The sequence below is a fragment of the Streptomyces violascens genome, assembly GCF_014649955.1.
Taxonomy (GTDB): Bacteria; Actinomycetota; Actinomycetes; order Streptomycetales; family Streptomycetaceae; genus Streptomyces; species Streptomyces violascens.
Genome location: NZ_BMUA01000001.1, coordinates 51,619 through 78,015, shown reverse-complemented (window position 1 = coordinate 78,015; position 26,397 = coordinate 51,619). Strand labels below are relative to the sequence as shown.

Here is a 26,397-nt window from a genome sequence, read left to right as displayed (position 1 = left end):
CCTCAACCTTGATCGTCCAGTGGATCCCGAACAACAGCCGGTCGCGCAACGGTCGATAACCTGACGGTTATGGAACGCCGTGACGTCGAGATCTTCCTGGCCCTCACCGAGGAGCTGCACTTCGGCCGCACCGCGCGGCGCCTGCACGTGTCGCAGGCTCGGGTCAGCCAGACCATCAAGCAACTGGAGCGGCGTATAGGTGCGGCGCTCTTTGAACGGACCAGCAGGCGCGTGGAGCTGACGTCGATCGGGCGCCGCCTCGCCGACGACATACGCCCCGGCTACGAGCTGATCAGAGACGGCGTCGATCGGGCGATCGCCGCGGGACGCGGTCTGGCCGAGCCGCTGCGCGTCGGGTTCAGCAGCCCGCTCGCCGGTGAACTCGTGCTGTTCGCCGCCTCCGCGTACCGCGAGCGGCACCCGGCCGCCGGTGAGGTCCTGCTCCAGGAGACCCCGCTCTCCGACCCCTTCGGCCTGCTGCGCTCGGGCGAACTCGACCTGCTGCTCGCCCAGTTCCCCGTCGTCGAACCTGATCTGGCCACCGGCCCCGTACTGATCTCCGACACCCGCGTGCTGGCCGTCTCCACCCGGCACCCCTTCGCCAAGAGGCCCTCCGTCCGGGTCGACGACCTCGCCGGGGACAAGGTGCTCAGCCTCTCGGGGCCTATACCGGACTACTGGCTCGACCATCTCCTGCCGCCCGCGACTCCGGCGGGCCGTCCCATCGAGCGCGGTGAGCGGGCGGCGACCCGGCAGGAGCTCCTCGCCCTGGTCGGGGCGGGACGCGGGGTGCATCCGGCCGCCGCGCACGAGGTCAGGTACTACGCCCGGCCCAATATCGCGTACGTGCCCTTCGACGACGCTCCCCCGCTGGAGTACGGCCTGGTGTGGCGGGCCACGGTGGACACGGGCCGCATCCGCGCCTTCGCCGAGGCGGCGGTGGAAACCGTACGGCAGCAGGGCGGTCCGAGGGACGTCTGCGCGGAGTGCCGCTGATCCGGCCCAGGTGAGCCAGGTGAGCGGCCCCCGTTCGAGGAACGTTTCGGCCCCCTCGAATAAACGCCAAGCTCACCCCGGGCGATGCCCCCTGGCACTCAACGGCGGCCCCCGACCAGGCAAGGCCGCGAAGTCAAGCACGCGGGGGAAGCGTCAACTTGCCTGGCTGCTGTGGTCTTCGGCTGCTGCGGGGGAGGGCCGTGAGGCGGCACGGGTAAGGATGCCGATGGCGATGGTCACGATGTTCTGGCTGCGTGCGGGGCGCTTCTCGCTCTGTTCGACAGGGTGATGGGAGACAGGACACTTCACTTTCCGGGCACTGGTGCGGGCGCGGCGAGGCGGCAGAAGGTTGCTCAAGACGGCTTTGCTGATGGCTTCGGCCCGTGGGGTGGCGGCGGCCGGGATGATGCCGCTTGCGGTCATGCCCTGGTCCCGGGTGGCCTGGAGGGCCACGGTGCAGGCAGCCCGGTCGGGGGTCGGTCCCCGGTGCGGACTCCACGGCATCGACCATGACGCGGCGCAATGCCTGGCATAGGGCGAGTTGGGTTCAGAGCTCTTGCTCAAGACCGAAGGGGTCGGCTGATCGCAGGACTCGGCCGGCGAACAGGGTGTGGCGCAGGGCCAGGAAGGAGGATCCGACTTCTCAGCGTTCGTGGTACAGGCGCACGAGGCACGTGGCCGGGTCGGTCCGGTGGTCCAGCAAGGTAGTGGCGAGCCGGTAGCGGTCGTGGATGAGGTGCCCGTCGCCGCACTCGACGGTGACGTCTGCGTCGATGGTGCGGAAGGACCGGCCGTTGATGCGGGTGAGGAAGGAGCCGTCGGGCAGCGTCGCCCAGATGACAGGACAGCGCGTGGATTTCAGGCGGATCAGCATCTGGGCTCCGGTGTCGCTTACTGCAGTGAGAAAGCCGCTGCCGTCGAAGGCCCGGTAGGCGAGCAGCAGCATGCTCGGGTTCAGCAGGAGAGCTCTTCGGCGAGCCGAAGCAGCCGGCCAGCGCATGCGCCTCCTCCGTCACGACAGGCGAGGTGATGGCTTCGAGCTGTTTCACCCGCCGCTCGATCTCTTCCTCGTCGGCATCCCAATCGGGCAGAGGGCCATCGGCAACGAAGGTCTGAACTTCGGGTCTTATCCGCGAATGATCAGCTGCCGAGCACGACCGGAGCAAGCGCAGACAACAACAAGGAGGGCCCTTGCACACCGCACCTGTCAGGGACACGGACCGGCAGGGCTCAGATCACCACGCTATCGGCTCAGGCCAGGCCGCCACCGCAGACGCTCTCAGCTGGGGAAATCACTCGATCAGGGTGGCTCCCAATCTCACCGCCGATCTCGACCGAGCCGAGGCTGGTGACTGGTGCCCGATGGCCGAAACGGGGTCCCGTTCGCGCCGTTCTTGGGGGAGGGCAGGGTGCTGGCTCTCCCAGGGGACGCTTGCCGTGGGCGTGCAGGCATGGCTTGGAGGGGACCGATGGAGTACACCGCTGGGCATCCCGCGTGGGGGTGGCTGGATGCCTCGCTTGACGGCCTCGGCTGCGGCAGTGCCTGGTCGGACGTCCACCGCGTCAAGGGTGTGTTGACGTGTCCGGAGTGCCGGGGCCGGGTCTTCGCCCGCGTCTCCCCGCACGGGCTCCGGCACCTCTACTATCAGGTGCGGCCACCCGGCGAGCTGGCCGAGACGCCGTGATCACACCAATCACAGCGGGATCCTCACACGGATTCCGCCGGTACTGGCGCACTGATCACCTTTCGGACAGTCGCAGCTCCCCGGACCAGGTCTTGCAACGGACGGCCGGAGTCCAGAGTGAGCTCAAGCGCGAGCCGACCGATGTCCGGGTCCGCTTCGTCGTGTACCGCCAAGACCGTCTCGCCGAGATGGTTCGAGACGCCGCCCGACCAGGTAATCCAGACCCATCCCGGCCCCGTGCAACGGGCACTCGTTCAACAGCTTCGGCTCCGCACAGCGACCGACCGTCAGGTAAAGCCACAGGTCACGCGTTTATACGGGACAGCCTTTTAGATGTAGGCGAGGACCGGGGGACTCTGAGACAAGCTCGGCTGCGGACAACGGGCAGATCTGAAAGGCCCCCATAACCTTTGGGAAGCCTACGGCCTTGTTTTCCTGGGCCCGTTCACCACGTCGGAGGCGTGCCGAGGGCCGGACCGGGACGACGAGAACTGGCCGACGAGTTCGCGGAAACAGACCAGGGCGGTAATCGGCGGGATTCCGACGACTACCACCGCAACAGCTGAATGCGGAGCTTGGGCGATACACAGAGCCATCGCTGTGCCGGAGGAGATCAGCATGACAGCCCAGGACCGACGGGCAGTTCGGTGCTGCACGGATGCCCGCAAGATGGACTGACCTGCCAGAAGCCACGGCCCATACACCATCAGCGGCCACCGTCGCGCCAACTGTGGGGGCGCCCAGAGCAGCGCAATGGTGTGCAGCTGATCGCACGAATAAGAGATGACCCAGGTCAGAATCGCCACTGCGCAGATGGCGCTCATTGCGGTCAGGGTCGCGACAGCGATGATCCGCCGCTTTCCGGCAAGGGTGTGAAACCCTGGCCGGGGCCGCCGTCGGCTGACCGGGCGGCGCAGTTGCTCGTCGCTGCCTAACGGTGAAGGCGTAGAGTCCACGCTGTGCGTCGGATGCAGGATCCGCGCCAGTTCTTCGTTTGGATCCCATCCGGCCGACGGAGTCTCCGGATCAGGGGCGCGCCACGCGTGCGGCACGGCAATTGACTGAGCGTAATCAGAGTACTGATTTACCGGATCATAGTCGGTTCTCATTATGAATCCTTTCCGCCCTTGGCTTCTCCGCGAGCGCTTTGGGATGTTTCACTCAGAGCGCGATCCCTGGGCCCACCATCCCTCCGTCGCGGACCGAAGGTAGTGGCTCTCCCCCCCGTCCGCCGGTCGCGAGGGACTCCTCAAGCAAGCCTGGGCAGTGCGTGAGGCCTGCTCTTCCGCCGGCCGGATCAAGCCCGGACGGCACGGTCTTTCGTGGCGGCAATATTGGTTGAGGAGGGGATCGGCTGCCCCAGCCCCCTGGGGGCTTCCTGGCGCGAGAGGGGCCAACCAGTCCTTCCTGCATTCTTTCCTTCAAAGCCACGATCGTCTAACGAGCGTAACGCGGCGCGAGATGTCACACAGTCGGGGGAATGTTCACAGGGGAGGGTCTCTCGAATATCAGATTACAGGCCATGGTTGATTAAATTCTGACGATGTATTAGATGGCCTTACGATAATTCGGCTTTGGGGGACTCTGAAGCCCCCGCCGTGCCGGTCGGTGCCGCCTGGTCGTTGAGACCGGCGTGACAGACACGCTCCACGCCCGCGCCCGCAGGCGCCGGCCACCCAACCGCCCTGCCGCCTCGCGCACCTACGCGGGCACGGTCAGCCGGTTCGTCGCCTTGCTCGGCCTGCTCCTGGTACTCGTTCTCGCCGTGGTGCTCGCGCCCCTGGTCCTCGCCGCCGCCCTCGTCCTCACCGCGAACCTGACCTGATGTTCCGAGACTTTGGCCCCCGCGGCACCACGAACGTGTCTCGATGCGATCGTGGCCTTCAAATTAGTCGGCCTGTGAGCATGATCACGTCTTTGGGCTGAAACACTCAAGAGTGAATTACGTCCGCCCCGGTGCGGCGCACCTTACCCAATGGCTGACTCCGCCAAGTCCGCACGGAATTCAAGGAGTTGACGGGACAAGAACCTCGCTATGCAGAGGCCGTGAAGGCCGCGCCGAATGGTCGGCATGGTGCGTATCGGGCGGGGAGCGCACCGCACCGGATCGAGACCCTGGCGGGGGAGCGCGGTGCACCGCCGCGACGCACCGATGCGGTGCGGTCGTGGGCCATAGGGGCTTCAATTCACTACGTGTCCGGCTTGGTCGGCCGCTTCAGTTTCCGCTTGCGCCTGGCGCGCGCCTGCCTCCTTGGGTCGGATGTTCTCGCTACGGCGGGGGAGTCGCCTGTCGGCTGCCCAGACGATGAGTGCGCAGGCCGCGAATCCGGCCCCGAGGAGGCTGGAGCCCGCCCAGCCATGGGCGCTGAAGGTGGCGGTGGTTGCCGCTGCGCCGAGGGCGGAGCCGAGTGAGTAGAAGACCATGTAGCTGCCGATGACGCTGCTGATGCGATGGGGATGTGCGGCGGTGAGCAGGTGCTGGTTGCTCACATGCACGGCCTGGACCGCGAAGTCGAGAAGCACGATTCCGACGATGAGGAGCCACAGTGACCACGGCAGTTGCGCGATCGCTGCCCAGGAGAGGATGAGCAGGGTGAGCGCGAGACCGGTGACCGGGGCCGCCCGTCCTGCATCCGCCCACCGCCCCGCACGTGCCGCGCCGAGTGCGCCGGCGAGTCCGACGATGCCGAACAGTCCGATCTGACTCTCGCTCAGGTGCCACGGCGTGCCCGCCAGTGGCAGGGACACTCCGCTCCACAGGGTTCCGAACGATGCGAACAGGAAGAAGGCGATGAGCCCGCGCGTCAGAAAGAGGCGCTGCCCGAACAGTCCGCCGAGTGAGGTGACGGCCTGCCTGTACCCCGCCGTAGGCTCGTCGGGGCGCCCCTGCGACGGCAGTACGGCGAGGACGAGGGCCGCGAGCCCGAGTGACAGCACTGCGAGCACGGCATAGACGCTGCGCCAGCCCCACACGTCGGCGAGCGAGCCGGTGACGACCCGTGCGCCCAGGATGCCGACCACGACGCCCGAGGTCACAACACCGATGTTCCGCCCGCGTTCGGCGGGCAGTGAGACCGACGCCGCGTAGGCCACCGTGGTCTGCACCACGACCGCGAACACCCCCGCCGCCGCGAGCCCCACGAACGCCACCCAGGCGGCTGACGCCGAGGCGGTCAGGATCATGCCCACCGCGGTGATCGCCAGGTGCACGGCGATGAGTCGGCGCCTGTCGGCCACTACATCACCGAGCGGCACCAGCAGCACCAGCCCTGCCAGATAGCCGAACTGGCTGGTCGAGACGATCCATCCAGCGAGTTCTGGCGGCAGCCCGAGATCGTGCCCCATCGGTTCAAGAACCGGCTGCGCGGCATAGATGCTTGCCACAGCGACACCACACACCACTGCGAGTAATAACCGCCGCCACGCGTCCATCACGTTCCCCAATCAGTAGCGAATTGCAACCGTTTTGACGGTACGGCATGATGGTTTCGATTCGCAACTCATTGGGAGGTGTCATGTCGCGCCAGACCCTGCGCGCCCCGAACCCCGACTGGACCGACCCCGAGTGCCCTGTCGCCCGTACGCTCGACCTCGTCGGCGACAGGTGGAGCCTTCTCGTCATCCGCGACGCGATGGACGGGACGCAATCGTTTACCGAATTCCAGCGCCGCACCGGCATCGCCCGCAACATCCTCACCGACCGCCTGCGCAAGCTCATCGCTCACGGGCTCCTCGCGCAGCGCACCGCACCATCGGGCCGCCGCCAGGAATACGTGCTCACCGACGCAGGCCGCGACCTCTTTCCCGTCGTCCTCACCCTGCGGCAGTGGGGGGAACGCCATGCCTTCGCAGCCGGTGAGACCCACTCCGTCCTCGTCGACCAGCACGGCATCCCCGTGCCGGAAATCGCCCCGACCAGTGCCGACGGGACCCCCCTCGGCGCCGACACCACCCGCGTGCAGAAGACCGCATAGAAGGCAGACGCTCGGCCTCCAGACCTTGCGGACGCCCTGCCTCCCACGTGTCCGACAGAGGAGGCGCGACCGTCTCGGAGATGAGCGGGAATCCTTCCAGCCGGCCGACCGCTGGTAGCGGCGGGCGAGCCTGTGCAGCCTGACCCTGGTAGGGCGTTCCAGATCGGGGGAGACCGTCAACCGGGAACCGGGCCATGAGGTCGACCGGCTTGCCCGTGCGGCGACATGGGTGTCCACCGGGTGGGAATTGCCGTTGCCCCGGCGGGCTTTGAGGCCAAGGCGGTCAACCTCGACGACGGTGACGCAGCCGGAGGTCAGGAAGCAGCCACTGCGGCGCCAGTGTCTCCCGGCCCCGCTGTGGGCTGTCCGCCGTGCGAGCGCGGCCTCCCAAGAAGTCACATATGCCCGACTGGCCATGTGCGCTGCGGTTCCGCCCGGATGGCCGACGAATCCCACCAAAGACAGCCGAGCGCGGGACTGTTCAGGGGGCAGAGCCCCGAACGGAGCCACAGCAATCAGCATGGTCAGTTCTTGTCGGTCAGCTGGGCGCGCAGCAGGTCCAAGCCCATCGGCCCCAGGTCCAGGGCCTGTTGGTGGAACTGCTCGAGGTCGAATGCGGCGCCGTCGCGACGGCGGGCCGCGTCCCGCGCCTCCAGCCACACCTTTTCCCCCAGCTCGTAGGCGAGGGCCTACCCGGCGCGCCCCAGATACCGGTCGATCTCGAACTCGACGAACCCCGCAAGGCTCAGCCCGCAGTGCTCAGTGAGGAACTCGCGGCCCAGCTGCGGCGTCCACCGTTCACCCTCATGGAACCCGGTGCCCGCGGGGATCGGAAGCCGCAGGTGCAGCCCGATGCCCAGCACCACCCGCGCGGCGCGCAGCTGCTGACCGCCGGCCGGCATCCCCAGCCGGCGCACCGGGTCAGCGAAGTACCCCAGCTCGTCCATCAGCCGCTCGGCGTACAGGCGCCACCCTTCGCAGTGCCCCAAGTGCAGCTCGTACGACAGCCGTTGGAACCGGTTGAGGGTGGCGGTGTTGAGGGTCGTCACGCACAGCTGCAGGTGATGCCCCGAGGCGCCTTCCTGGAACATCGTGCTCGGCACCGTACACGTCGGGGTCGGCGTGTCCGGCGCGGCCGTCAGCGGCCACCAGACCGTCCCGGGGCGCGACAGGTCCTCGCTGGGTGCCAGATAATAGAAGGCGACCCCGTGGCCAGGCCCGGCGGATGAGGCTACGCACGGTGATGATGGCGGTGGCCAGGGCGAGGCAGAACTCGACGTAGACGCGCCGTCGTTCGGTGCGGCGGCGGAGCTTGTTATTCGCGGATCTGAGCGTTCACTGTCGGATGCGCGTCACCGCTGTCCGCGCCCAGGCTTGTGAGAAGGCGCAGCCCGTCCTCGGTGGGGCTGCCGGGGGCTGCGGACAGCACGAGCAACTCCATGCCCGATTCGTCCGGTAGCGCGAAGTTCTCCTGGTGCAGTTCCAGCAGTCCGACCAGCGGGTGCCGGTATGCCTTGCGTCCATGGGTGCGGGCGCGCACGTCCGCGCGGGCCCAGAGGCGACGGAAGCGCTCGCTGCCGATCGCCAACTCGCCGATCAGCGAGGCCAGTCGGGTGTCCTCGGGGTAAGTGCCGGTGGCCAGGCGCAGGTGCCCGACCGCGTCGAGCGTGCAGGTCTCCCAGTCCGCGTAGAGGCCGCGCTCGGCCTCCTCGAGGAAGATGTGCCGGGCGGTGTTCAGGCCCGGCATCGGCCTGCCGAAGAGGAGCCCCGCGAGGCGGTTCCCGGCGAGCACGTCCAGGCGGTGGTTCATGATCAGCGCGGGTGCGTCGGTGACCAGGTCGAGGACGCGCAGCAGCTCCGGCCGGACCCGCCCGTTCGGTGCCTTCGCGCGGCGGCGGGGGTGCCGGGCGAGCCGGTCGAGGTGTCCGCGTTCGGTCTCGTCGAGGCCGAGGACGCGGGCGAGCGCGTCGAGGACCTGCTCGGAGGGCTGCGTTGCGCGGCCCTGTTCCAGGCGCACGTAGTAGTCGACGCTGACTCCGGACAGGTGGGCGACCTCTTCGCGGCGCAGCCCCGCGACCCGGCGGCGGCTGTCGATGGGAATGCCGACGGCTGCCGGGTCGACTCGGGAGCGCCGGGTGCGCAGGAAGCCTGCAAGATCGTCCATGCCCCCAGTATGGCTTCGCTGAAGCTGGTGAAGGTGGCTCTGCCAGTACCAGGAAGTCCCGTCCGACGGAAGAGGCGTCCCTGAACGACGGGCGCCGCAGCGGCCAGGATCGACGGCATCCGATCCGAAGGAGTTGTTCCCATGAAGACGCTGATCGTCCACGCCCACCCGGAGCCGAAGTCGCTCAACAGCTCGCTGAAGGACCTCGCGGTGTCCACGTTGGAGGGCGCCGGGCACGAGGTGCGGGTGAGTGATCTGTACGCGATGAACTGGAAGGCGGTCGTGGACGCCGCGGACTACGGCCCCCACGCCTCACGCCCGCTGAAGGTCGCTCTGGACTCGGGCCGGGCCTTCGACACCGGGGCGCTCACCCCGGACGTCCTCGCCGAGCAGGAGAAGCTGCTGTGGGCCGACACGATCATCTTCCAGTTCCCGCTGTGGTGGTACACGATGCCCGCGATCCTCAAGGGCTGGGTGGACCGGGTGTTCACCTACCGCTTCGCGTACGGCGTCGGCGAGCACAGCGACACCAAGTATGGTGAGCGCTTCGGCGAAGGCACCCTCGCGGGCCGGAAGGCTCTGCTGTCGGTGACGACCGGCGGCCCGGAGTCGCACTACGCCGCTCGCGGGATCAACGGCCCCATCGACGATCTGCTGTTCCCGATCCAGCACGGCATCCTCTACTACCCGGGCATCGAGGTGCTGCCGCCGTTCGTGCTGTACGGCACCGACCGGATGACCGCTGAGGAGTACCCGGACGTTGCCAAGGCATGGGAGCAGCGCCTGCTCACCCTGGAGTCGACCGAGCCGGTCGCATTCCGGCGGCAGAACTTCGGCGACTACGAGATCCCCTCGCTGCACCTGAAGGAGGGCCTGGAGCCCGCGGGCCGCACGGGTTTCGGGCTGCACCTGCGCGGCTAGGAGCGTCTGCCGATATAGGTCATGGACACGAGGAACAGGGCGGCATGGCAGCCACTCTCTTCATGATCATGGAGGTGCTCACGCTCTGCGATCTTTAGGAGAAGGTGTGGCTGTCGTGCCTGCGTCCGTCATCGACCCGATCCGTGAGGAGTTCCTCGCGCTGCTCCCGGATCGTGAGGACGCTCACCCGCTGAGCTGTCATCGGCCGCGGATCGCGGACGAGACGGTCTTTGACAAGCTGGTCCTGGTCCTGGTCCTGGTCCTGGCGCTGGTGTCGGGGATGGGCCACGAGCGGGTCGCAGACAAGTCGTGCTCGGCGACCACGATCCGCCGCAGGCGGGACGAGTGGATCGGGGCCGGAGCCATCGGCCACCTGGTGCCGCATCAAGCACCGTTCGCCCTGCTGTGAGGCGCGCCTGCCAACGGGTTCGGCTGCTGGCGATAATTGACCGATGAGTACCGTCGAACGCCCTGTGCCGCCCCTGAATGCCGACGAGCGCACCACGCTCGAAAGCTGGCTTGACTTTCACCGCACGACACTCGCCATGAAGTGCGAGGGCCTGGACGATGAGCAGGCCGCTGTCGCGTCCGTGCCGCCGTCCGGCTTCACTCTGACCGGTCTTGTCCAGCACATGGCCGAGGTGGAGCGGAACTGGTTCCGCCGAGTGCTGGCTGGAGAACAGGCCCCGCCCATCTACGACCCGCAGGCCGACCCGGATGGCCCCGACGGCGGCTTCGCCCTGGCCCAGGGCGCCACCCTGCACAACGCTCTTGCCACCTGGCACGCGGAAATCGCCCGCGCCCGCGAGCACTGCGCCGACCGTGCCCTGACCGACACCGGCCGCTTCATGGAACAGGACGTCAGCCTCCGCTGGATCTACGTCCACATGATCGAGGAGTACGCCCGCCACAACGGCCACGCCGACCTGCTCCGGGAACGCATCGACGGCACCACCGGCGTATAGCGTCGAGCGGAGAGCGTTGACCCTGCCACGCCGGGGTGTACGCACTGGCCGTTGGCGACGGAACTGTCAACTCGTGCCGCAACCAAAGAGCCTTTGCCCCGTGGTGGCGCTCGCGCTGCCCCTCCGCCAGGGCCGCCCACACCTCGGGTTTCCGCTGCCGGGCCAGCCACTTGCCACGTCCATCCCGTGCACGGTGAACCCGGCAGGACCTCCGCCGGGCCTTCCTCGTCACGCACCAGCTCCGGCAGCGCGGCGTTGTTCCTCGGCCACTCCGCAGTCCAGTCGGGGTTCCAGTCCTCGTCGATCGCCTTCAATGCGGCCTCCCACTCCGGGTGTTCCAGGCCGTCGCTCTCGGCACGGCGCCCGATGAGTACGTTCCGCGCCGCACCGAGTGGCACCGTGAACTCGTCAAGAACCTGCGTCGCTGGTAGCCCGCAGGACGACGTATGAGACCCCGGGCATCTGAGGCCCGGGGTCTCTCTGTGCCCCGCGATGTACGAGCGGTTCAACGACCTGGCTCGATCTCTCCGTCGACCGTGATCTCTTCGGCATGGCCGCGGGGTACGGGCCGGTGGGCGCCTTCCCGTTCCCCCCACTGTGCGAGTGCCGCAAGACCTCTCTGGAATGCTGGTGAGCCTTTCCCTGCCCCTTCGCCGCGGGCATTGCCGCCGGCGTGGGTGGCGGGGCCTCAACAGGCTTGATGCCCAGGGCAGTCAGCCGTTCCGGTTGTTCGGGGAGAAGTTGCGCCCAGGTGGCCGGCTGTTTCTGCTGCGCCAGCCACTTGCCGAGGTCGTCGCTGTCGAAGGTGGCGCCGGGTGCGAGGTCGGGGAGGTGTCCGTCGGTTTCGGTGAGATCGCGCAGGACGGCGTAGTGGCGTTGCCAGTTGAGTGGCTGGGGGCAGTTCCAGTCGGCGTCGATCGTGGTCAGTTGCTCCGCGCGTGCGGCGGCCCGCTTCGGGTCCTTGCCGAGGCCGCCCTTGCGGCGGAGGTTGGCGAGGTGCTGTCCGAGGGGGACCATCTGGTCGTCCTCGCCCCAGACGACGTCCTGCCGGCGCGCGAGGTGCCCGGTCGCCCGCCGCGCCGGAAGGACCGCAGGGCGGCCAGCTTGGCCTCCCACGCCTCCTCGCCCGGCTCCCACACCATCCCGGCCTCCGGCGCGTCGAGCATTGTCTTGCGCCGTTCCTCGAGTTCCCCGGCTCTCAGCGCCTTGCGCTGCTGGTGGACCCATCGGCCGAGGGGGAAGTCCTTGTGACGCCGACTTCGGTCTCTGTGTCGTACGGCACGGCGTGGACGCCGGTGATCTGGTTCTTCTTCCGCCAGCGGAGCAGGGCTTGGTAGCCCTCCAGCCAGACGAGCGATTCCGGCCGGTAGACCCGGGTGCGCAGGAACACCGCGATGGTCGCCGCGTACCTGGGGCTGGAGAAGTGGAGCAGGGCTGCTTCGGCAGCGACTTGGGTGCCGTCCTCCTGGTCCTCGCTGTCGCCTTCGCCGCTGGCCCCGACGATCCGCGCGTCCTCATCGCGCCGGACGTGTACTTTGCGTTTCCCGCCGGTGAGCGTACGGGAGGCGAGCTGCTCGACCAGGCGCTCATCGTGCGAGCGCAGGCCCTGGAGGACGGCTACCAGGGGGCGGAACGAGGCAGAGGCGACCATGTCCTTCGGGCCCTCCCCGGGTTCCAGGAACACCGGCACGATGATGCGCGCGACCTTGGTGGTGCCGTCCTTGTTGAGTCGGAGTGCGCGGCCGATGTTCTGGACGATCTCGACCTGGGGAGCCGCGGGTGTCTGCGAAGCAGACGGTTCGAAGCCTCGTTCGCCGGTGATGCAGATGCCTTCTCCGAGGACGCGGCAGCTGGCGAGGAAGGCCCGGTGCACGCGCCGGTTGTCCTCGTTGATGCCGCCTGCGAACTGGCGCAGGACTTCGCGGCGTTCGGCGACGAGGTGGTCGCCGCACAGCCATGCCGACCACACCCGGTCCGGCGGCACGTGGCGGCCGGCTTCCCGGTCGTACAGTTCCGCGTCGATCGACGACTTCGGCACTGCCTCCGCCCTCGCCAGGGCTTCGTCGGACGTCTCGTTGGCGTACGGCTCGGCGGCGGTCTCGGGCAGCTTGTCCGCGAACGCGGCGGCTTCCTCGACCTTCTGGTGGAACGTCATGACGGGCTTGAGGTTGTGGGGCGGCGGCGTGCTCGAGGAGGGCGGTCTGCAGGAGTGCCAGGCGCCGGCCCCGCCGGGCTTCTTTGCCCGAGACCTTCGACCTGGAGACCGGCGTGGATACCACGCTGCTCCTCGGGGCGCTCGGCCACGCATTCTTCCGCCCCCGCCAGTGCTGAGCCGACCAGCTCCCGGCCCCTCTCTGGCCGGAGTTCTCCCCGGCCCCGTCGCGGACGAGCTCGTGATCCTGGCGACCAGCGAGGGCGACTGGACGCGCTGGACGATTGAGTTCGACGCCCCCCAGCGGCGACATCGCAGCTGGCGGACGACAGATTTCTGACGCCCCGCGCTGCCGGGCGTGGAACTCAGATCTGTGTCGGGGTCGGCTTCCGCACCGAATCGCCGGTCGCTGGGTCGGCGTTGGGGCGCTGGGGCAGGCCGGTACGGCGGTCGCACGGGGCCGGGAGCGGAGCCAGCGGATGCCGGTGGACCTGCCAGATCTGGCAGGCGACCAACGCGGTGAGCGAACCGAGCAACGCCACCGATCCCCACAGCGTTCCCCAGCCGAGGCCGCCCTGGGCGGTCGGCTTGGTCAGTGAGTCGCCGCCCGCGGCACCCAGCGGCCTGGTCAGGATGAAGGCGAGCCAGAACAGCACGGTCCGGTTGGCGGCGGTGAACCGGTATGCCGCGACGATCAGCAGCATGATCGCTGCGATCAGGAAGAAAGCGTTGCGGAATCCCAGCCCGGTGTCGTCGGCCAGCCAGTCGCCGCTGGAGGTGCCCAGGGTGTTGGAGACGAGGATGGCGATCCAGTACAGGACCTCCCCGTGGCGGCTGGTGATGTTCTCCACGTCGAGGGTCTGCCCGGTGCGCCACCACATCGCGAACACCCCGGCGAGCAGGCCGGTGAGAAGGGCCGCGCCCCAGGCGTAGCCGATGCCGTCGGGGGCGCTGCCGTGCCCGAAGCCGCGGTTGAGGAAGTCGGAGATCTCGGTGCCGATCATGCTGGTGCCAAGGATCACCGCCCAGTACAGGGCCGGGTGGAAGCGCCCGGCCCGCACCTGGGCTACCGCGACGGCCGTAAGGAAGGCCAGGAACAGCAGGGCCGTCGTCACGTAGCCGAGCCCGAAAGTGATGCCCAGCAGGTCGCCGGCGGTCTCCCCCAGGGTCACCGCCACCATCTTCAACGCCCAAAACAGCAGAGTTACTTGGGGAAGCTTGCGCAGCACGTATCCGACCTGGTCGCGCTGCGCCGCGATGTCCGTGGTGTCCACCGGGTCATCGTGCCAGCGCCGGCGGACTCGGCGGCCTGTTCCCGGCTGTCGGAGCCGATCGCCACCCGAAGGAGCGAATTCGATGAGCACTCGCTGCTGCGGGGTGAGGCCGAGCAGCGACGGCCCCGCACGGCCGGCCGAGCCGTCGGGTGTCACGCCCGCCCATCACCCGCGCCTCCACGGGATTTGCCCTGCCGATGAGACCGACTCTGGCGTTGCGGCGAAAACGATACTGACAAAGTGGGATCAATTCCTATGCAGGAACTGTGCAAGCGAGGATCCTGGCCAAGGCCCGGGACATCACCTCGACAACCAGCTGGTTGGACTGCGGCAGCCCCTGCGGACTCTTGATCGCTTTCGGCAGTGGCGCACGATCGCGGACCGCGATCACCACTGCCGGCGCGATGGGCGCAGACCTTGGGCCGTACTCCCCGATCACCCCGCCGCCCCTCTTCGATGACGCCGGGAAGATCACTCCGCCGCGCGCCGAGGAGTACCTGGCAGCCGTTCTCATGGCCGCCCAGGCCAAGGAAATCACCAGCGCGTACGCCTACTCCGCATCTGCATCCGCGCGATACCGTGCACCGCACCATCAGCCCGACGGAAACGGTGGTCCTGTGGGTCAAGGACGACAAGTGGTGGTTGCGGACTTCATCACCGACCAGAGGGCCAGTCACCGGGTGCCGCGCGCCGTCTCCTGCCGGGCCCTTGAGGTCTCGCAGTCCAGTTCCACAGGTGGCTGGGATGCCCGCCGACTCCCGCGTGACGAGCGTCGTGCCGAGAACACCCTGGCGGGGCGGATGCAACGCCACCGGTGACCACGTCGATGGCACACCCTTGACGTAGAACCCGCGTATGGGTGCCCCGAGGGCAGGGACTCGTGCCCTGCACCGGGATCGGACGCCATCCACAACTACATGAATCGCCCCCGGTTTGATGGAGATCATCAAGTCCCGGAAGGATGCCGTTCATGGCTGCTCCCCCGTAAGTACCCCGACGAACTGCGTGAACGCGCTACGCGCCTGGCCGTCGAGGCCCGCAAGGACCCGGTCGGCCGGTCCGGTGCGATCAAGCGGATTGCCGACCAGCTCGATGTACATCCCGAGGCCCTGCGTGGGTGGGTGAAGCGGGCTGAGATCGACGAGGGCACCTTGCCCGGGACTACCAGCGCGGAGGCCTCCCGGATCGCGGAGTTGGAGCGGGAGGCGAAGGAACTGCGGCGGGCGAACGCGATATTGAAGTCCGCCTTCTTCGCCGCGGAGCTGGACCGTCCACTGCGATGAAGGTCGCCTACATCGACCAGTACAAGGAAACGTTCGGCGTCGAGCCGGTCTGCGACGTCCTCGCCGAGACAGACGCGCCGATCGCGCCGAGCACCTATTTCGCCGCCCACAGCCCACCGTCGGCCCGCAGCATGCGCGACGAGCAGCTCGCCGAGGAGATATGCCAGATTCACGCCGACAACTACGGCGTCTACGGCGCCCGCAAGGTCCACGCGGCTCTGGTCCGCGAAGGAGTCGAGGTGGCCCGCTGCACGGTCGAACGCCTCCTGCGGCTGGCAGGACTTCGCGGGGTGATCCGTGCCAGGAGCCCGCGCACTACCCGGCCGGCCCCGGAGACCGACCGCCCGGCCGACCTGGTCGAGCGGCAGTTCACCGCAACTGCCCCAAACCACCTGTGGGTTGCCGACATCGCCTACATCAGGACTTTCTCCGGCTGGGTCTACGCGGCCTTCGTCATCGATGTGTTCTCCCGCATGGTCGTCGGCTGGCAGGTCGCCACCAGCCACTACACCGACCTCGCGCTCGACGCCCTGGAGATGGCGATCTGGCGCCGTCGGCACACTGGCACCGACCTCACCGGCCTCACACATCACTCCGACCGCGGAGTCCAATATCGTGCCATTCGCTACACCGAACGCCTCGCCGACGAGGCGGCCGTGGCCTCGGTCGGCTCCAAGGAGGACTCGTATGACAACGCCCTCGCCGAGGCGTTCAACAGCCTGTTCAAGGCCGAGTTGATCCGCAACAAGGGGCCGTGGACGTCCATCAACGACGTTGAGATCGCGGTCGCCGAGTACATCGACTGGTTCAACCAGCGACGCCTGCACGGCGAGCTCGGGCACACGTCACCCCGGCCGAGCGCGAGGCCGCCTATTACACGGCCGAACCCCCTGCGCCACTCCAGAAAACCAGCTAACTCACTCTCCACGAAACCCGGGGCTTGACAGTCAGGAGGTCCAACTCCTTTCCGATGGCCTCTCGCAGAGCGTCATGCCGCGGAGACAGGGCATAGCGTTCGTCCCTCCAATGCTCCAGGGAGTAGAGCCACACCGGCATGCGCACAAGATCCTCCGGCTCCCAATCGAATCGCGGCCACACATGCACATGCAGAAACCCATCCGTGTTGCCGAGGATCTCCAGGTTCACCCTGCGGAAGGCTGGGTCAAGCCGCCGGCAAGCGCGCTCGACTGCTTCGCCCAGCGCGTCCATGTCCGACAAGAAGGCCAGCCGCTTCGCCTTCGGAAGGTCGGAGAGCCGCTGCACCTGCGGATCGTCCACGAGCAGCACCGAGTATCCCGGCAGGAACTGGACGTCCCCAATCGCCGCGAACCCCGCTTCCAAATGCCGCAACACCGTTGGGTTCTCGCCCCGCAGGGCGCTCCCGATCCGATCCCTTCGCCAGTCGTTCGTCATAGCGGCAACCTACGCGGAGACGTCCACCTGTCGAACACAGGCCTTCGATATCAAGCACAGGTTCTAAGTGGTCGACGCTCGAAGTCCTTCGGGGGTTGATCATGCGGAGAGACGGGCGGAGGATTCTTCCTGCTGATCGAGTGTGTGTCGGTCGAGCCTGGCCAGCAGATCGTCCAGGTCGGAGGTGGTGAACCTCCACTGGAACGGCTGTGCTGTGGAGTTGTAGCGGTCTTCGAATGCTCGGAGCCGGTCCCGGACCTCGCTGAGGTCCGTGAAGTCGTTGGGCGAGACGACCTTGCGCTGGACGATGGAGAAGAAGATCTCGATCTGGTTCGTCCAGGAGGCGTGCACGGGGGTGTGGACCATGACAGCGTTCGGAAACGCCCTGGTCAGGCGATCTATGGCCTTCTTCCCTCGGTGGGATGAGCCGTTGGCTTCGTTCACTTCAAGCAGCGTCCGTCCATCGGTTTGAGCGTCGACGGGCGGTCTGCCGGGCCGTGAATGTTCGCGAGAAATGACGTCACTTCGTGGGACGGCCCGCAGCCCGTGAGGGCGGCGGGCCGTCGAGGCAGCCCTGCAGGTGTCAGAGGGCGCTTGATCAGGGCGAGTCCGCCGAACGGCTGGTCGTTGAGTGCCTGACCAGCCTTTCAGCCGGCCCCGAGTGGGCCCTTGCGTCACCTTCGCCAGAACAGGTGGTGCGTCACGCCGCTCGGGCTGGGCACGATCTCCAGGTGGAAGCGGTCGAGCAGCTCATCGGGGGACTCCCAAAGTCGTAGCCCGGACCCGAGCTCTACCGGCGCGACCGCCACATGCATGGTGTCGACGAGGTCGGCATCAAGGAACTGCCGGATGGTGGTGACCCCGCCGCCGAGTCGGACGTCCTTGCCCCGCGCCGCTTCCCGCGCCCGTACAAGGACCTCGGCCGGTTCGCCTTCAACGAAGTGGAACGTGGTGTCGGAGAGCGTGAACGACGGACGCTCGTGGTGGGTCATGACGAACACCGGCGTGTGGAAGGGAGGCTCCTCCCCCCACCAGCCGCGCCACTCATGGTCCTGCCAGGGCCCACGCTGGGGCCCGAACTTGTTGCGGCCCATGATCTCGGCACCGATGTTGCGTGCGAAGTCTCGCGTGAAGTAGTCGTCGAGGCCCCGGCTCCCTCCGGAATCCGTGCGCATGGGCCAGCTCGCCGTGGCTCCGGCCCAGGCGAACAGCCTCTCGGGATGGCCGTGGCCGAACGGTCGCTCGAGACTCTGGTGCTCACCGGCACCGATCCCCTCACTCGAGACGTTGAAACTCATCACTCTCAGCAGTTGATCCACGTGTTTCCTCGTCAGGTCCTGTCGCGTCACTGTGTGGCGAGGCGCCGCACATCATGACGTCGAATGGGACGCGGCCGGATCGACAGCGGCCCGCAACTTTTTTCAATGCGCGGCAGAGTCTGTCTTCTGAACCCCCAAGGCACGCGCTGGGGGGGGATATCCCAACTCCGATCATGGGGTTGGCCGGATCGCACTCCGTGGGGGCCGAAACTAGCATCCAGCCATGAGTTCGATTCTGCGAAAGCACCTCGCCATGGCACTTGGTGTCGCTACGCTGCTCGCCGCCTGCGCGGCCACCACCAGCGCCAAGCCCGCCGGGCCCTCCCCCGTGGAGCGGTTACGCCAGGACGCCGAGGCGATCCACGCCCTCGGTATCAGCGGTGTGCAAGTCCGCGTGATCGCACCTGACGGTCGGCAGTCGGTCGCCACCAGCGGCACCGCCGACCTGGACACCGGCCGCCCGGTCCCTTCCAATGGCTATTTCCGCATGGCCAGCACGTCCAAGGCGCTGGTCGCCACGGTGGTCCTCCAACTGGAGGCCGAGGGCAGGCTGTCCCTTCACGACACGGTCGACCACTGGCTGCCGGGAGTGGTGCAGAGTAGGGGCAACGACGGCAGCCGGGTCACCATCCGCCAGCTGCTCCAGCACACCAGCGGCATCCCCGACGGCCTGCCCGGATACACAACGCCCAAGGAGTACTACCAGCAGCGCCACGACGTCTACGGCCCCGAGCAGCTGGTTGCCCGCGCCGTGGCCCACGCGCCGGACTTCCCGCCCGGCAAGGGCTGGGCGTACTCCAACACCGGCTACGTCCTGCTCGACATGATCATCCAGAAGGCCACCGGTCACCCCACCCACCAAGAGATCGAAAACCGCATCCTGCGACCGCTCGGCCTCGACCAGTCCCTGTGGAATGGCACTTCGCCCACCCTGCCCCAGCCGCACGCCCAGGCATACCAGCTCTTCGGCCCCGGTTCCCGGGTGGACGTCACCGACCAGATACCGGTGGACCACGAGAACCTTTCGTGGGTCACGACCACTCGGGACGAGAACGTCTTCCTCCGCGCGCTGCTCGCGGGCGACCTGCTACCGACGCGGCAGCTGGCCGAGATGAAGCAGACGGTTCCCGTGAGCGCGGAGGTCCAACAGCTATGGCCCGGCGGCCGATACGGGCTCGGCCTGGTCGAACGCCCCCTGAGTTGCGGAGGAACCTACTGGAGCCACGAGGGCGGGGACGGCGGCTACATCACCCTCAACGGCGTCACCGACGACGCCAGGCGAAGTGCCGTGGTCTCGATGTCCGAGGCACGCGGCGACACCCCGAAGCACATACTGGACCAAGAGAAAGCGGCCAGCTCCCTGATCGACCACGCACTGTGCGCCGAGGATCCCAGTACCCCGTGAGCGGAGGCCGTCGTCGCGGTCGCCAATGGGCAGCGAGCTCGGCGCAACCAATGCCTGCTTGTGCCGCAGATCTGCGTTGCCCCCTCACCATCCCACAGCCCCCTTCGGGCCTGCCACTCAGCCGGCCTTAGCTGGTTCCTCGACCCGGGCCCGGGCGGAGGCGAGATTGTGGAGGGACCCCGCCCAGCACCCGCAGCGCATGCACGTGGCCTTCGAAGAAGGCTTTCTGACCGACAGAGGCGAACACCTGGTGGACTTGCCTAATACGACAGGCGGAAGGAGAAGAGATAGCAGGTCACCAGCTCGCCGGCGAGCCGCACGGCCACGTCGCCGAAGTTGACCTCCGCCTCCACCCCGGGCGGATGGGTCTGCGCGACGAATTGCGCTCCAGCTGCCGCATCATCAGGCCGGCCCGGTGATCCCGACGGATCGCCGCGTACAGCTTGACCTTCGACGTCTGCGGCAAGACCAGGGCCTTTCACCGACAACACCCCGATGCTGTCCTGGCAAACCCCCTACTGCCTTCAAAACTCGTGAACATCACCCGACCTTGGAAACGGGCGCCTCCCAAACCCGTGTACAACCGCCGTCACGACTCATGAATGAAGCCAAGCATTTGTCGACGATCCAGAAGACGTGTCTGGCGCTGGCGTAGGGCTCGGTGGTCATGACTTGGGTGACCAGGTTCATGAAGGGCCTGATGCCGGTCTTGGGCTCGCAGCGGCCAAAGACACGGGCGTGATGGACGTCGTAGGCGGCCAGGTAGGCCAATGCGCCGCCGCGGTCGTATTCGTGATTGACGCGCATCGCCCGGGCCTGTCCAGGTGCCAGGGTCGGGTGGCAGCGGCAGCGCGCCTGGAAGGAAGTCTTCTCGTCAGCGGAGATCACGTACTCGTCCTGGCCCAGCGTGACGCCGTCGAAGGTGTGGGCGTACAGGTCCAGCACGCGCGCGGCCTTGGGCCGGAAGGCGTGGTCGCGTAGGGAGATCCAGGACCGGTACTGCCAGGGCTTGAGCGCGTCCTGTTTGAGCCAGCGCCGCACCGTGGAAGCGGAGATCGACCCGGCGATGGACCGAGCGACCACCTCCCGGGCCAGCCCCGGACACGACCAGCGCGACAGCGGCACGCCGGTCTCGGCCAGTAACTGACAGGCCAGCGCCTTGACCTCGGCAGCCTGCAGCGCGGTGAACGAGACCGGCCGGCCGGACCGCTTGCGGTCAGCGAGGGCAGACATGCCTCCAGCGGCGAAGCGGCCCTGCCAGGTGCGCACCGTGTCCACGTGCAGCCGAGTCTGCGCGGCTATCCGGGCGTTGGGGCGCCCTCGGGCCGCCAGTAGCACGATGGTTGCCCGCTGCCGGGCCCGATGCGGAGTCTTGTGGCCGTAGGTCATCTTTTTCAGCCGGTGGCGCTCAGAGGCGGTCAGCACGACGGGCACGGCGGAAGCGACGGGCATGGGAGGAAAGCGGCCGATCCTTCGAGGACAACGGAGAACGGGCCGACACCAGGCCACACCCGCCCCTGCATCCTGCGACGTCGTGACGTCGTGACGTCGTGACGTCGTGACGTCGTGACGTCGTGACGTCGTGACGTCGTGACGTCGTGACGTCGACGCCCTGCCAGCCCGCTGCCGCAAGTACTGAGCCGGGCTTTCGATGGTCATCGTGCAGGCAATGTCAGTGCTGTGTGCAAGGCTGCTGCGCGATACAGACGATCAAGATTCAAGGGGTGCGGAATGAGCACGAAGGCCAGCGGAACGTTCGACCTCACATCATTCGAACCGGAGGTGCTCGACGAAGGCCCGGGCGCCGCGCTTGGCCGCGTGCGGATCACCAAGACCTTCCAGGGCGGCCTGGCTGGCACCAGCACCGTGCACATGCTGTCGGTGGCCGACATCGAGGGCAGTCCCGCCGCCTATGTCGCCGTGGAGCTATTCACGGGCGAACTCAACGGCCGCAAGGGCTCCTTCGTCCTCCAGCACAGCGCACCCGGTAGCCATGGTGAGCAGATCGCGATCCGCGTGGTCCCGGGAACTGGTTCCAGTGACCTCGCGGGGATCTCGGGTGCCTTCGAGATCATCCAGTCCGAAGACGGCAGCCACTCCTACGTTTTGGAGTACACGCTGGGCTGACACATGCCCGCCTCGCCGTCGGGACCATCAGGGTGTCGTTGACATACTCGTCAGCGACACCCCCTGACTGGGTGGCTACGTAGGTGAGAAGCGAGAGCGACTATCGCCCAGCTCGGAGAGCAGTTGACGATCACTGGGCTGGGGAAATGTCGGCGTCTCACGAGAGCACCGCGCAAACGCCGGGGCGCCCTCCAGGCCCCGGAGTCCCAGCTCAGGCACCAAGGGACAAGCAACCGCCGAGCAGCCGGATCGAAACTGGCATTTCGGCTCGATGGCCCGCTTGCGACCTCCGGAACTGTGCCCCACGGACGGTACGGCCGCTGGGACTCATCGCACCTCAGGAACCGAACACCGTGCGGATCCGTTCCGCGGTTCCGCAAGGGTGAAAGACGTATCCGTTGTGGCCGCCGGGAAACGTCTGCAGGGGCGTCCCCAGTTCGTCGGCGAGCATCGCGGCGCACGCGTGCGGCCAGATGTGGCCCGAGTTCTCACCGGCGGCGGGCACGACACGGGCGGGTGAGTCCTTGAGAGCGGCCACGTCGAGGACGTGCGACCTGATGGCCGGCATGTCGTGCGTGAGGAGGACCTCCGCGTTCCGCAGGTGGTCGGGCCCCGGAGCGCGCGGCGGGACGTCTGGCTCGCAGTCGTTCGGGTCGATGTCGATGTCGGCCGCGAACCTGCGCATCGCGGGGGCCGCGCCCTCCGCCCTGAAGGTCTCCTCGACGGTGAGAAGCTGTCCGAGGGCGAGGGCGCGCCCGGGTTCCGACAGCAGCTGTGTGACGGGCGGTTCGTGCGCGACGACCGCCGCGACCTGCCCTGGGTGCCTGACGGTCAGCTCCAGCGAGATCAGGGCGCCGAGGCTGGTGCCGTAGACGAGTGCGGGTTCCGGGGTGAGGTGGGAGAGCAGGCGGGAGACGTCGTCGGCGTGCGTGGTGAGCGTCGTCGCGGGGGCGTCGGTGGTGCTCCCCGACAGGCCGCGCCGGTCGTAGGTGAGGACGGTGTACCGGTCGGCGAGGTGACACGCGAGGGGTTCGTTCGCGTCGACACCGTGATGGCCACCGGCGACGAGCAGGAGCAAGGGGCCCTCGCCGCGGACGGCGTAGCGCAGTCGCGCCCCCGGCACTTCCAGCACGGATTCCCTCATGGTGCGACCACCGATCTTCTCGTAGGACAGGCCTTGGGCGGCCATGTGGCGATCGTGCCGCCGCCGCGGGCACCGCGGAAGCGGAGGGCTTGCCCTAGGAGCGGCAGTCCCAGGATGCGCTTTCACGACACCGATATCCTGAGCAGACCATGACACTGAACCGTTCTGACCTCGCCGATTTCCTGCGCCGGTCCCGGGACAGGCTGACGCCGCGCGACGTCGGGTTCGTCGAAGGGCCGCGGCGGCGGATCCCGGGCCTGCGTCGCGAGGAGGTCGCGATGCTCGCCGGGATGTCGGCCGACTACTACATGCGGCTCGAACAAGCCCGTGGCTCCCAGCCCTCGGTCCAGGTGCTCGCCGCGCTGGCAGGCGCGCTGCGGCTGACCGAGGACGAGCGGGACCACCTGTACCTCCTCGCCGGGCACCGCCCGCCGGAGGGCGCGCGGGCCGGGGAGTACCTGCGGCCGGGCCTGCGATACCTCCTCGACCGCCTGGATGGCGTGCCCGTGCAGGTGGTGAGCGATCTGGGTGACCTGCTGGCGCAGAACGACCTGGCGCTCGCGCTGTTCGGGTGCGTGTGCACGGTCGCCGTGGAGGATCGCAACATCGTGCTGAGCTGGTTCACCGACCCCCGCGTCCGCGGTCACTTCGCGGTCGAGGAACACCAGGAGCAGGCCCGGCAGTTGGTCGCCGACCTGCGGGCCGCGACGACCCGTCGCGGCGACGACGGGGCGTCCCGCTCGCTTGTGACGCGGCTCCGGGCCGCGAGCCCGGAGTTCACGGCGCTGTGGGACCGGCACGAGGTCGCCGTGCGCAGGTCGCACCCATACCGGCTCGTGCATCCCGACCTGGGCAGGATCGACCTGGACTGCGAGGTGCTGGCGACGCCCGCGGCAGACCAGCGCGTGCGGATCTTCACCCCTCCGCCCGGTGGCACCGCGGTGCTGGACGAGTTGCGCATGCTCGGCCCACAGCACCGGCACGACACCAACGCGGCGGGCGTGACCGCACCGTAGGTCCCGGGACCGCGTATGCCGGTTGCGGGTCACTCGTGGCGGCTCTGCGCTCCTGGGTGGGCCCGGGGTCCACCCCGTTTCGATCTGGCTACTCGGCGGTTACTCGTCCCCTGGTGTCTGAGCCAGGACTCCGGGACCTCCAGAGCGAGGTCGAAGAAGCCGGCTACGGACGAGCAGGTCACGCGGCACGAGCGGTAGCCGTGTGCCGCTCCCTCGGGCAGCGCGCGGGTGCTCTCGGAACTCGTCGACACCGATTCCCTGATCGACCGGCTGCTCTTCGACGTCTCCGACATCTGCTCTCGCTTCTCGCCGATAAAGCCAGATTGGGCGATCAGCGACTGGGCCCGGCGAGCAGTAGCGGCCGGGGGCCGCGCTGATACGGCGGCCCGACCCTGGTGGCAGCCTCGCTCGACAACCAAACAACCCGGACCGGTCTCGCCACAAACCCTGTTCTCGGATCAACCCCCGAAGGACTTCGAGCGTCGACCACTAAGCCTTGGCCAGTTCGGGACGGTGTGGCGGGAGCACGAAGTTCCGTAGGCTCTGCACCCCAACGAGACTTTCCCCGGAGGTTGACGTGTTGTACGCCTTTGGCTTCGAGCGGGTCGGTGTCGTGGTGAGCGACCTCTACTTCGTCGACCCCAATCCCCTGCCGGGGCAGGAGACTCCCGAGCTTGGGGTGCGCCTGGAGCTGCGGATCTTCGAGCGCGGGGAGCTGACCGGATCCATCTACGCTGCCCGGCCCATCTCGATCAGCCGCCCGCTGTGGCGGGTGGATCTCCTCCAGGACGCAGAAGCCGCCCCGGACACCTTGGACCGGGCCCACCATCACCCCCACTTCACCGGATGGGACCCCGGCCCCCGGGTCTTCGTCGAGGAACTGTCCAGCGATCCGCTCGCATGGCTGGCCCGCACACTCGGCGACGTGTCCAGTCTGTTGAAGGAAACCAGTATCTCCCCGGCCCAGATCCCGGCATCGGACGTGGACGCGCTGCGCACCGCAGCGCCTGAGATCACAGATACGGTCCGCAGGCTGCTGCAGCGGGTGTGGTCCGGAGAACTCGCTCGCCCTACGGAGGGCACGGGCCCGGAGGCGGCCACCAGCGTGCGCGTGAGCTGGCTCTAGGCATCGCGGTCTACGGACACCGCCTGCTAAAACAACAAGCGCCCTAAGCGGATCTGGTGAAGTTGGCTGTGGGTTGGTAGGCGTTCTGTGGGAGGGACGCCATGTCGAACATCCTCCGCGTCGAGTTGACTGACGATCAGCATGGCGAGCTGCATGCTCTGCTGGCACGGCGGGATCTGACCCGCTATTCGCGGCAGCGCGCGGAGTGCATCCGCCTGCTCGACCGGGGCAAGGCCGCCCCCGAGGTGGCCGACCTGCTCGAATGCAACGTGGTCACCGTCCGCGCGGCGGTCCACCGCTTCAACGGCGGTGGAATCGGGGCACTGCCCGATGCCCCGCGTCCGGGCCGCCCGGCGAGGGTGCTGGGCGGTGTGGACCGCGCCGCGCTGGCCGACCTGCTGGACCGGTCCGCCGCGGCCGGTATCGCCTGGACCGTCCCGGCTCTGCGTGACTGGCTGCGCGGGCAGCGCGGGGTGGAGATCTCCGCCGACTGGCTGTGGGAGCTGCTGCTCCGTGACGGGTTCCGCTGGAAACAGACCCGTGGCAGCCTGCGGCACCAGGCCGACCCCGTCCTCCAGCAGGCCGCGAAGGCGCAGCTGGGGGACTTGCGGACTTACGGATGGAGGCGCACGCGGGCGGGCGGGATCTGATCTTCCTGGACGAGTCCGGGTTCGCTCCAGCCATGCCCACCGGCTACACCTGGTCCCGGGTCGGGCAGCGGGCAGTGGTACCGAAGGGGGACACCAGAAACCGCCGGGTCGACGTGCTCGGCGCGAAGATCGTCGGCAGCGAGCCGGACCTGGTCTGGCAGCGCACCAACGGCAAGGTCGACGCCGGGATGCTGTTGGAGTTCGTCTGTGTCCGCCTAGCGGGCCTGGGCGGCGGGGCAGCCGTGCTGGACCTGGCCGCCGACGGCCTCGGCATCGACGTCATACCGGTCCGGGAACGGCGACGGCCGTGCACGATCGTGCTGGACAACGCTTCCGCGCACGTGGCCAAGGCGTTCAAGGGCCGCCGTCGGCAGCTGGCGAAGATCGGGGTCGAGCTGTTCTACCTGCCCCCGTACAGCCCGGAGTTGGACGACATCGAGCTCGTCTGGCGCCAGGCGAGGTACCAGGACTACCCCCAGCGTACCCAGACCAGCAGCGACGCCATCGGCGAAGCCGTCGACCGGACGGTGCTTCGGCAACGCGACCGGATCCGGAGAACAGCGTCGAGCTTCACCCAAGCCGCTCAGACCCTTTGGGTGCGGCTCTCCTTGAGTGAGCTCGGCGATCAAGCGGTGAAGGTGTACCGGTCCTGGTCGTGGGCGGGACAGGGCCGTTGATGTTCCTGGGCGACGTGGGACCGGGACCGCTCGTGCGTGCCGGTCGGATAGCGGACGGTGGCTGGGGATGGTTGACCGGTGTGGGGCTCGCGTCCGGGGACCTGGT

24 protein-coding genes, 4 pseudogenes and 1 other annotated feature are annotated in these 26,397 nt (G+C 68.0%); of the genes and pseudogenes, 15 read left to right on the top strand and 13 right to left on the bottom strand.

Annotation, left to right across the window (positions count from 1 at the left end; translation table 11 throughout):
- The first annotated feature begins 69 nt into the window (after nt 1-69).
- Nucleotides 70-996, top strand: coding sequence for a LysR family transcriptional regulator (locus IE206_RS00415; protein WP_189959405.1), 927 nt, complete (start codon nt 70-72; stop codon nt 994-996).
- Between the two features lie 153 nt (nt 997-1,149).
- On the opposite strand, the gene IE206_RS00410 is transcribed toward IE206_RS00415, so the two are convergent.
- Nucleotides 1,150-1,419 (bottom strand): hypothetical protein, encoded by a 270-nt coding sequence (locus tag IE206_RS00410; protein WP_189959404.1) that lies wholly within the window; start codon nt 1,417-1,419, stop codon nt 1,150-1,152.
- Nucleotides 1,420-1,639: 220 nt separating this feature from the next.
- Entirely contained in the window at nt 1,640-1,996 is a 357-nt protein-coding gene (locus IE206_RS00405; protein WP_189959402.1) for a hypothetical protein, read from the bottom strand.
- A 469-nt stretch (nt 1,997-2,465) separates the two neighbouring features.
- On the opposite strand from IE206_RS00405, the gene IE206_RS00400 reads away from it, so the two are divergent.
- Nucleotides 2,466-2,681 carry a hypothetical protein gene (locus IE206_RS00400; protein WP_229853152.1) on the top strand — a complete coding sequence of 72 codons (216 nt, stop codon included), beginning with the start codon at nt 2,466-2,468 and terminating at the stop codon, nt 2,679-2,681.
- A 419-nt stretch (nt 2,682-3,100) separates the two neighbouring features.
- Here IE206_RS00400 and IE206_RS00395 read toward each other — a convergent pair whose 3' ends face one another.
- Entirely contained in the window at nt 3,101-3,790 is a 690-nt protein-coding gene (locus IE206_RS00395) for a DUF2637 domain-containing protein (RefSeq protein ID WP_189959399.1), read from the bottom strand.
- Nucleotides 3,791-4,314: 524 nt separating this feature from the next.
- Between IE206_RS00395 and IE206_RS00390 the strand changes: the two genes are divergently transcribed.
- Nucleotides 4,315-4,506: a hypothetical protein gene (locus IE206_RS00390; RefSeq protein ID WP_189959397.1), complete on the top strand. Its 192-nt coding sequence runs from the start codon at nt 4,315-4,317 to the stop codon at nt 4,504-4,506.
- Nucleotides 4,507-4,862: 356 nt separating this feature from the next.
- On the opposite strand, the gene IE206_RS00385 is transcribed toward IE206_RS00390, so the two are convergent.
- On the bottom strand, nt 4,863-6,113 hold the full coding sequence (locus IE206_RS00385; RefSeq protein WP_189959395.1) for an MFS transporter: 1,251 nt from the start codon (nt 6,111-6,113) through the stop codon (nt 4,863-4,865).
- Nucleotides 6,114-6,196: 83 nt separating this feature from the next.
- Here IE206_RS00385 and IE206_RS00380 point away from each other — a divergent pair, with 83 nt between their 5' ends.
- A complete protein-coding gene (locus tag IE206_RS00380) occupies nt 6,197-6,655 on the top strand; it encodes a winged helix-turn-helix transcriptional regulator (protein ID WP_189959393.1) in 459 nt (152 codons plus the stop codon).
- Between the two features lie 524 nt (nt 6,656-7,179).
- On the opposite strand, the pseudogene IE206_RS00375 reads toward IE206_RS00380, so the two are convergent.
- Together IE206_RS00375 and IE206_RS00370 are read right to left on the bottom strand one after the other, a co-directional pair.
- Nucleotides 7,180-7,845 (bottom strand): annotated as a pseudogene (locus IE206_RS00375) (DUF885 domain-containing protein).
- Nucleotides 7,846-7,970: 125 nt separating this feature from the next.
- Nucleotides 7,971-8,819, bottom strand: a complete 849-nt coding sequence (locus tag IE206_RS00370) for a helix-turn-helix transcriptional regulator (protein ID WP_189959391.1) — start codon at nt 8,817-8,819, stop codon at nt 7,971-7,973.
- A gap of 141 nt (nt 8,820-8,960) precedes the next feature.
- Between IE206_RS00370 and IE206_RS00365 the strand changes: the two genes are divergently transcribed.
- The 3 genes and pseudogenes from IE206_RS00365 (at nt 8,961) to IE206_RS00355 (ending at nt 10,705) form a co-directional block, all read left to right on the top strand.
- Nucleotides 8,961-9,740, top strand: a complete 780-nt coding sequence (locus IE206_RS00365) for an NAD(P)H-dependent oxidoreductase (RefSeq protein WP_189959389.1) — start codon at nt 8,961-8,963, stop codon at nt 9,738-9,740.
- A 106-nt stretch (nt 9,741-9,846) separates the two neighbouring features.
- Nucleotides 9,847-10,116 (top strand): annotated as a pseudogene (locus tag IE206_RS00360) (IS5/IS1182 family transposase); the annotation flags it as partial.
- A gap of 76 nt (nt 10,117-10,192) precedes the next feature.
- Entirely contained in the window at nt 10,193-10,705 is a 513-nt protein-coding gene (locus IE206_RS00355) for a DinB family protein (RefSeq protein ID WP_189959385.1), read from the top strand.
- 514 nt (nt 10,706-11,219) lie between these two features.
- Here IE206_RS00355 and IE206_RS00350 read toward each other — a convergent pair.
- A pseudogene (locus tag IE206_RS00350) lies at nt 11,220-12,945 on the bottom strand (helicase associated domain-containing protein); the annotation flags it as partial.
- Between the two features lie 277 nt (nt 12,946-13,222).
- Nucleotides 13,223-14,131, bottom strand: a complete 909-nt coding sequence (locus IE206_RS00345; RefSeq protein WP_229853151.1) for a COG4705 family protein — start codon at nt 14,129-14,131, stop codon at nt 13,223-13,225.
- Nucleotides 14,132-14,535: 404 nt separating this feature from the next.
- Between IE206_RS00345 and IE206_RS00340 the strand changes: the two genes are divergently transcribed.
- Complete coding sequence (locus IE206_RS00340; protein ID WP_189959383.1) at nt 14,536-14,949, top strand: hypothetical protein; 414 nt, start codon at nt 14,536-14,538, stop codon at nt 14,947-14,949.
- Nucleotides 14,950-15,105: 156 nt separating this feature from the next.
- Nucleotides 15,106-16,330 (top strand): annotated as a pseudogene (locus IE206_RS00335) (IS3 family transposase).
- Nucleotides 15,375-15,503, top strand: a sequence feature (AL1L pseudoknot). (Overlaps the previous pseudogene by 129 nt.)
- Here the strand turns inward: IE206_RS00335 and IE206_RS00330 are convergent.
- From IE206_RS00330 to IE206_RS00320, 3 genes are all read right to left on the bottom strand, one after another.
- Nucleotides 16,327-16,827: an HIT family protein gene (locus IE206_RS00330; protein ID WP_189959381.1), complete on the bottom strand. Its 501-nt coding sequence runs from the start codon at nt 16,825-16,827 to the stop codon at nt 16,327-16,329. The pseudogene IE206_RS00335 and the gene IE206_RS00330 sit on opposite strands and share 4 nt — an antisense overlap.
- A 99-nt stretch (nt 16,828-16,926) precedes the next feature.
- Nucleotides 16,927-17,193 (bottom strand): hypothetical protein, encoded by a 267-nt coding sequence (locus IE206_RS00325; protein WP_226599077.1) that lies wholly within the window; start codon nt 17,191-17,193, stop codon nt 16,927-16,929.
- 308 nt (nt 17,194-17,501) lie between these two features.
- On the bottom strand, nt 17,502-18,146 hold the full coding sequence (locus IE206_RS00320) for a dihydrofolate reductase family protein (protein ID WP_189959379.1): 645 nt from the start codon (nt 18,144-18,146) through the stop codon (nt 17,502-17,504).
- Between the two features lie 223 nt (nt 18,147-18,369).
- Between IE206_RS00320 and IE206_RS00315 the strand changes: the two genes are divergently transcribed.
- Complete coding sequence (locus tag IE206_RS00315; RefSeq protein ID WP_189959377.1) at nt 18,370-19,551, top strand: serine hydrolase domain-containing protein; 1,182 nt, start codon at nt 18,370-18,372, stop codon at nt 19,549-19,551.
- A 540-nt stretch (nt 19,552-20,091) separates the two neighbouring features.
- On the opposite strand, the gene IE206_RS00305 is transcribed toward IE206_RS00315, so the two are convergent.
- Complete coding sequence (locus tag IE206_RS00305; protein ID WP_226599078.1) at nt 20,092-20,985, bottom strand: IS630 family transposase; 894 nt, start codon at nt 20,983-20,985, stop codon at nt 20,092-20,094.
- A 297-nt stretch (nt 20,986-21,282) separates the two neighbouring features.
- Here IE206_RS00305 and IE206_RS00300 point away from each other — a divergent pair, with 297 nt between their 5' ends.
- The gene (locus tag IE206_RS00300) at nt 21,283-21,678 is read left to right on the top strand and encodes a DUF3224 domain-containing protein (protein ID WP_189959375.1); all 396 of its coding nucleotides are present in this window, start codon (nt 21,283-21,285) and stop codon (nt 21,676-21,678) included.
- A 337-nt stretch (nt 21,679-22,015) separates the two neighbouring features.
- On the opposite strand, the gene IE206_RS00295 is transcribed toward IE206_RS00300, so the two are convergent.
- Nucleotides 22,016-22,867: an alpha/beta hydrolase gene (locus tag IE206_RS00295; protein WP_226599079.1), complete on the bottom strand. Its 852-nt coding sequence runs from the start codon at nt 22,865-22,867 to the stop codon at nt 22,016-22,018.
- Between the two features lie 104 nt (nt 22,868-22,971).
- Between IE206_RS00295 and IE206_RS00290 the strand changes: the two genes are divergently transcribed.
- The 4 genes from IE206_RS00290 (at nt 22,972) to IE206_RS00275 (ending at nt 26,291) form a co-directional block, all read left to right on the top strand.
- The gene (locus tag IE206_RS00290) at nt 22,972-23,838 is read left to right on the top strand and encodes a helix-turn-helix transcriptional regulator (RefSeq protein WP_189959373.1); all 867 of its coding nucleotides are present in this window, start codon (nt 22,972-22,974) and stop codon (nt 23,836-23,838) included.
- Between the two features lie 577 nt (nt 23,839-24,415).
- A complete protein-coding gene (locus IE206_RS00285) occupies nt 24,416-24,964 on the top strand; it encodes a hypothetical protein (protein ID WP_189959371.1) in 549 nt (182 codons plus the stop codon).
- A 101-nt stretch (nt 24,965-25,065) separates the two neighbouring features.
- On the top strand, nt 25,066-25,614 hold the full coding sequence (locus IE206_RS00280; protein WP_189959369.1) for a helix-turn-helix domain-containing protein: 549 nt from the start codon (nt 25,066-25,068) through the stop codon (nt 25,612-25,614).
- Nucleotides 25,584-26,291, top strand: a complete 708-nt coding sequence (locus IE206_RS00275) for a transposase (RefSeq protein ID WP_189959366.1) — start codon at nt 25,584-25,586, stop codon at nt 26,289-26,291. Before IE206_RS00280 ends, IE206_RS00275 begins: the two co-directional genes overlap by 31 nt.
- The last annotated feature ends 106 nt before the right edge of the window (nt 26,292-26,397 follow it).

What these genes read in the sequence shown, in the direction of transcription:
- IE206_RS00315 (WP_189959377.1), top strand. Translation starts at nt 18,370, where the DNA reads ATGAGTTCGATTCTGCGAAAGCACCTCGCCATGGCACTTGGTGTCGCT.
- IE206_RS00275 (WP_189959366.1), top strand. Translation starts at nt 25,584, where the DNA reads ATGGAGGCGCACGCGGGCGGGCGGGATCTGATCTTCCTGGACGAGTCC.
- IE206_RS00380 (WP_189959393.1), top strand. Translation starts at nt 6,197, where the DNA reads ATGTCGCGCCAGACCCTGCGCGCCCCGAACCCCGACTGGACCGACCCC.
- IE206_RS00330 (WP_189959381.1), bottom strand. Translation starts at nt 16,827, where the DNA reads ATGACGAACGACTGGCGAAGGGATCGGATCGGGAGCGCCCTGCGGGGC.
- IE206_RS00400 (WP_229853152.1), top strand. Translation starts at nt 2,466, where the DNA reads ATGGAGTACACCGCTGGGCATCCCGCGTGGGGGTGGCTGGATGCCTCG.
- IE206_RS00295 (WP_226599079.1), bottom strand. Translation starts at nt 22,867, where the DNA reads ATGGCCGCCCAAGGCCTGTCCTACGAGAAGATCGGTGGTCGCACCATG.
- IE206_RS00355 (WP_189959385.1), top strand. Translation starts at nt 10,193, where the DNA reads ATGAGTACCGTCGAACGCCCTGTGCCGCCCCTGAATGCCGACGAGCGC.
- IE206_RS00325 (WP_226599077.1), bottom strand. Translation starts at nt 17,193, where the DNA reads ATGGTCCACACCCCCGTGCACGCCTCCTGGACGAACCAGATCGAGATC.
- IE206_RS00385 (WP_189959395.1), bottom strand. Translation starts at nt 6,113, where the DNA reads ATGGACGCGTGGCGGCGGTTATTACTCGCAGTGGTGTGTGGTGTCGCT.
- IE206_RS00300 (WP_189959375.1), top strand. Translation starts at nt 21,283, where the DNA reads ATGAGCACGAAGGCCAGCGGAACGTTCGACCTCACATCATTCGAACCG.
- IE206_RS00280 (WP_189959369.1), top strand. Translation starts at nt 25,066, where the DNA reads ATGTCGAACATCCTCCGCGTCGAGTTGACTGACGATCAGCATGGCGAG.
- IE206_RS00410 (WP_189959404.1), bottom strand. Translation starts at nt 1,419, where the DNA reads ATGACCGCAAGCGGCATCATCCCGGCCGCCGCCACCCCACGGGCCGAA.
- IE206_RS00370 (WP_189959391.1), bottom strand. Translation starts at nt 8,819, where the DNA reads ATGGACGATCTTGCAGGCTTCCTGCGCACCCGGCGCTCCCGAGTCGAC.
- IE206_RS00405 (WP_189959402.1), bottom strand. Translation starts at nt 1,996, where the DNA reads ATGCGCTGGCCGGCTGCTTCGGCTCGCCGAAGAGCTCTCCTGCTGAAC.
- IE206_RS00395 (WP_189959399.1), bottom strand. Translation starts at nt 3,790, where the DNA reads ATGAGAACCGACTATGATCCGGTAAATCAGTACTCTGATTACGCTCAG.
- IE206_RS00415 (WP_189959405.1), top strand. Translation starts at nt 70, where the DNA reads ATGGAACGCCGTGACGTCGAGATCTTCCTGGCCCTCACCGAGGAGCTG.
- IE206_RS00290 (WP_189959373.1), top strand. Translation starts at nt 22,972, where the DNA reads ATGACACTGAACCGTTCTGACCTCGCCGATTTCCTGCGCCGGTCCCGG.
- IE206_RS00340 (WP_189959383.1), top strand. Translation starts at nt 14,536, where the DNA reads ATGGGCGCAGACCTTGGGCCGTACTCCCCGATCACCCCGCCGCCCCTC.
- IE206_RS00365 (WP_189959389.1), top strand. Translation starts at nt 8,961, where the DNA reads ATGAAGACGCTGATCGTCCACGCCCACCCGGAGCCGAAGTCGCTCAAC.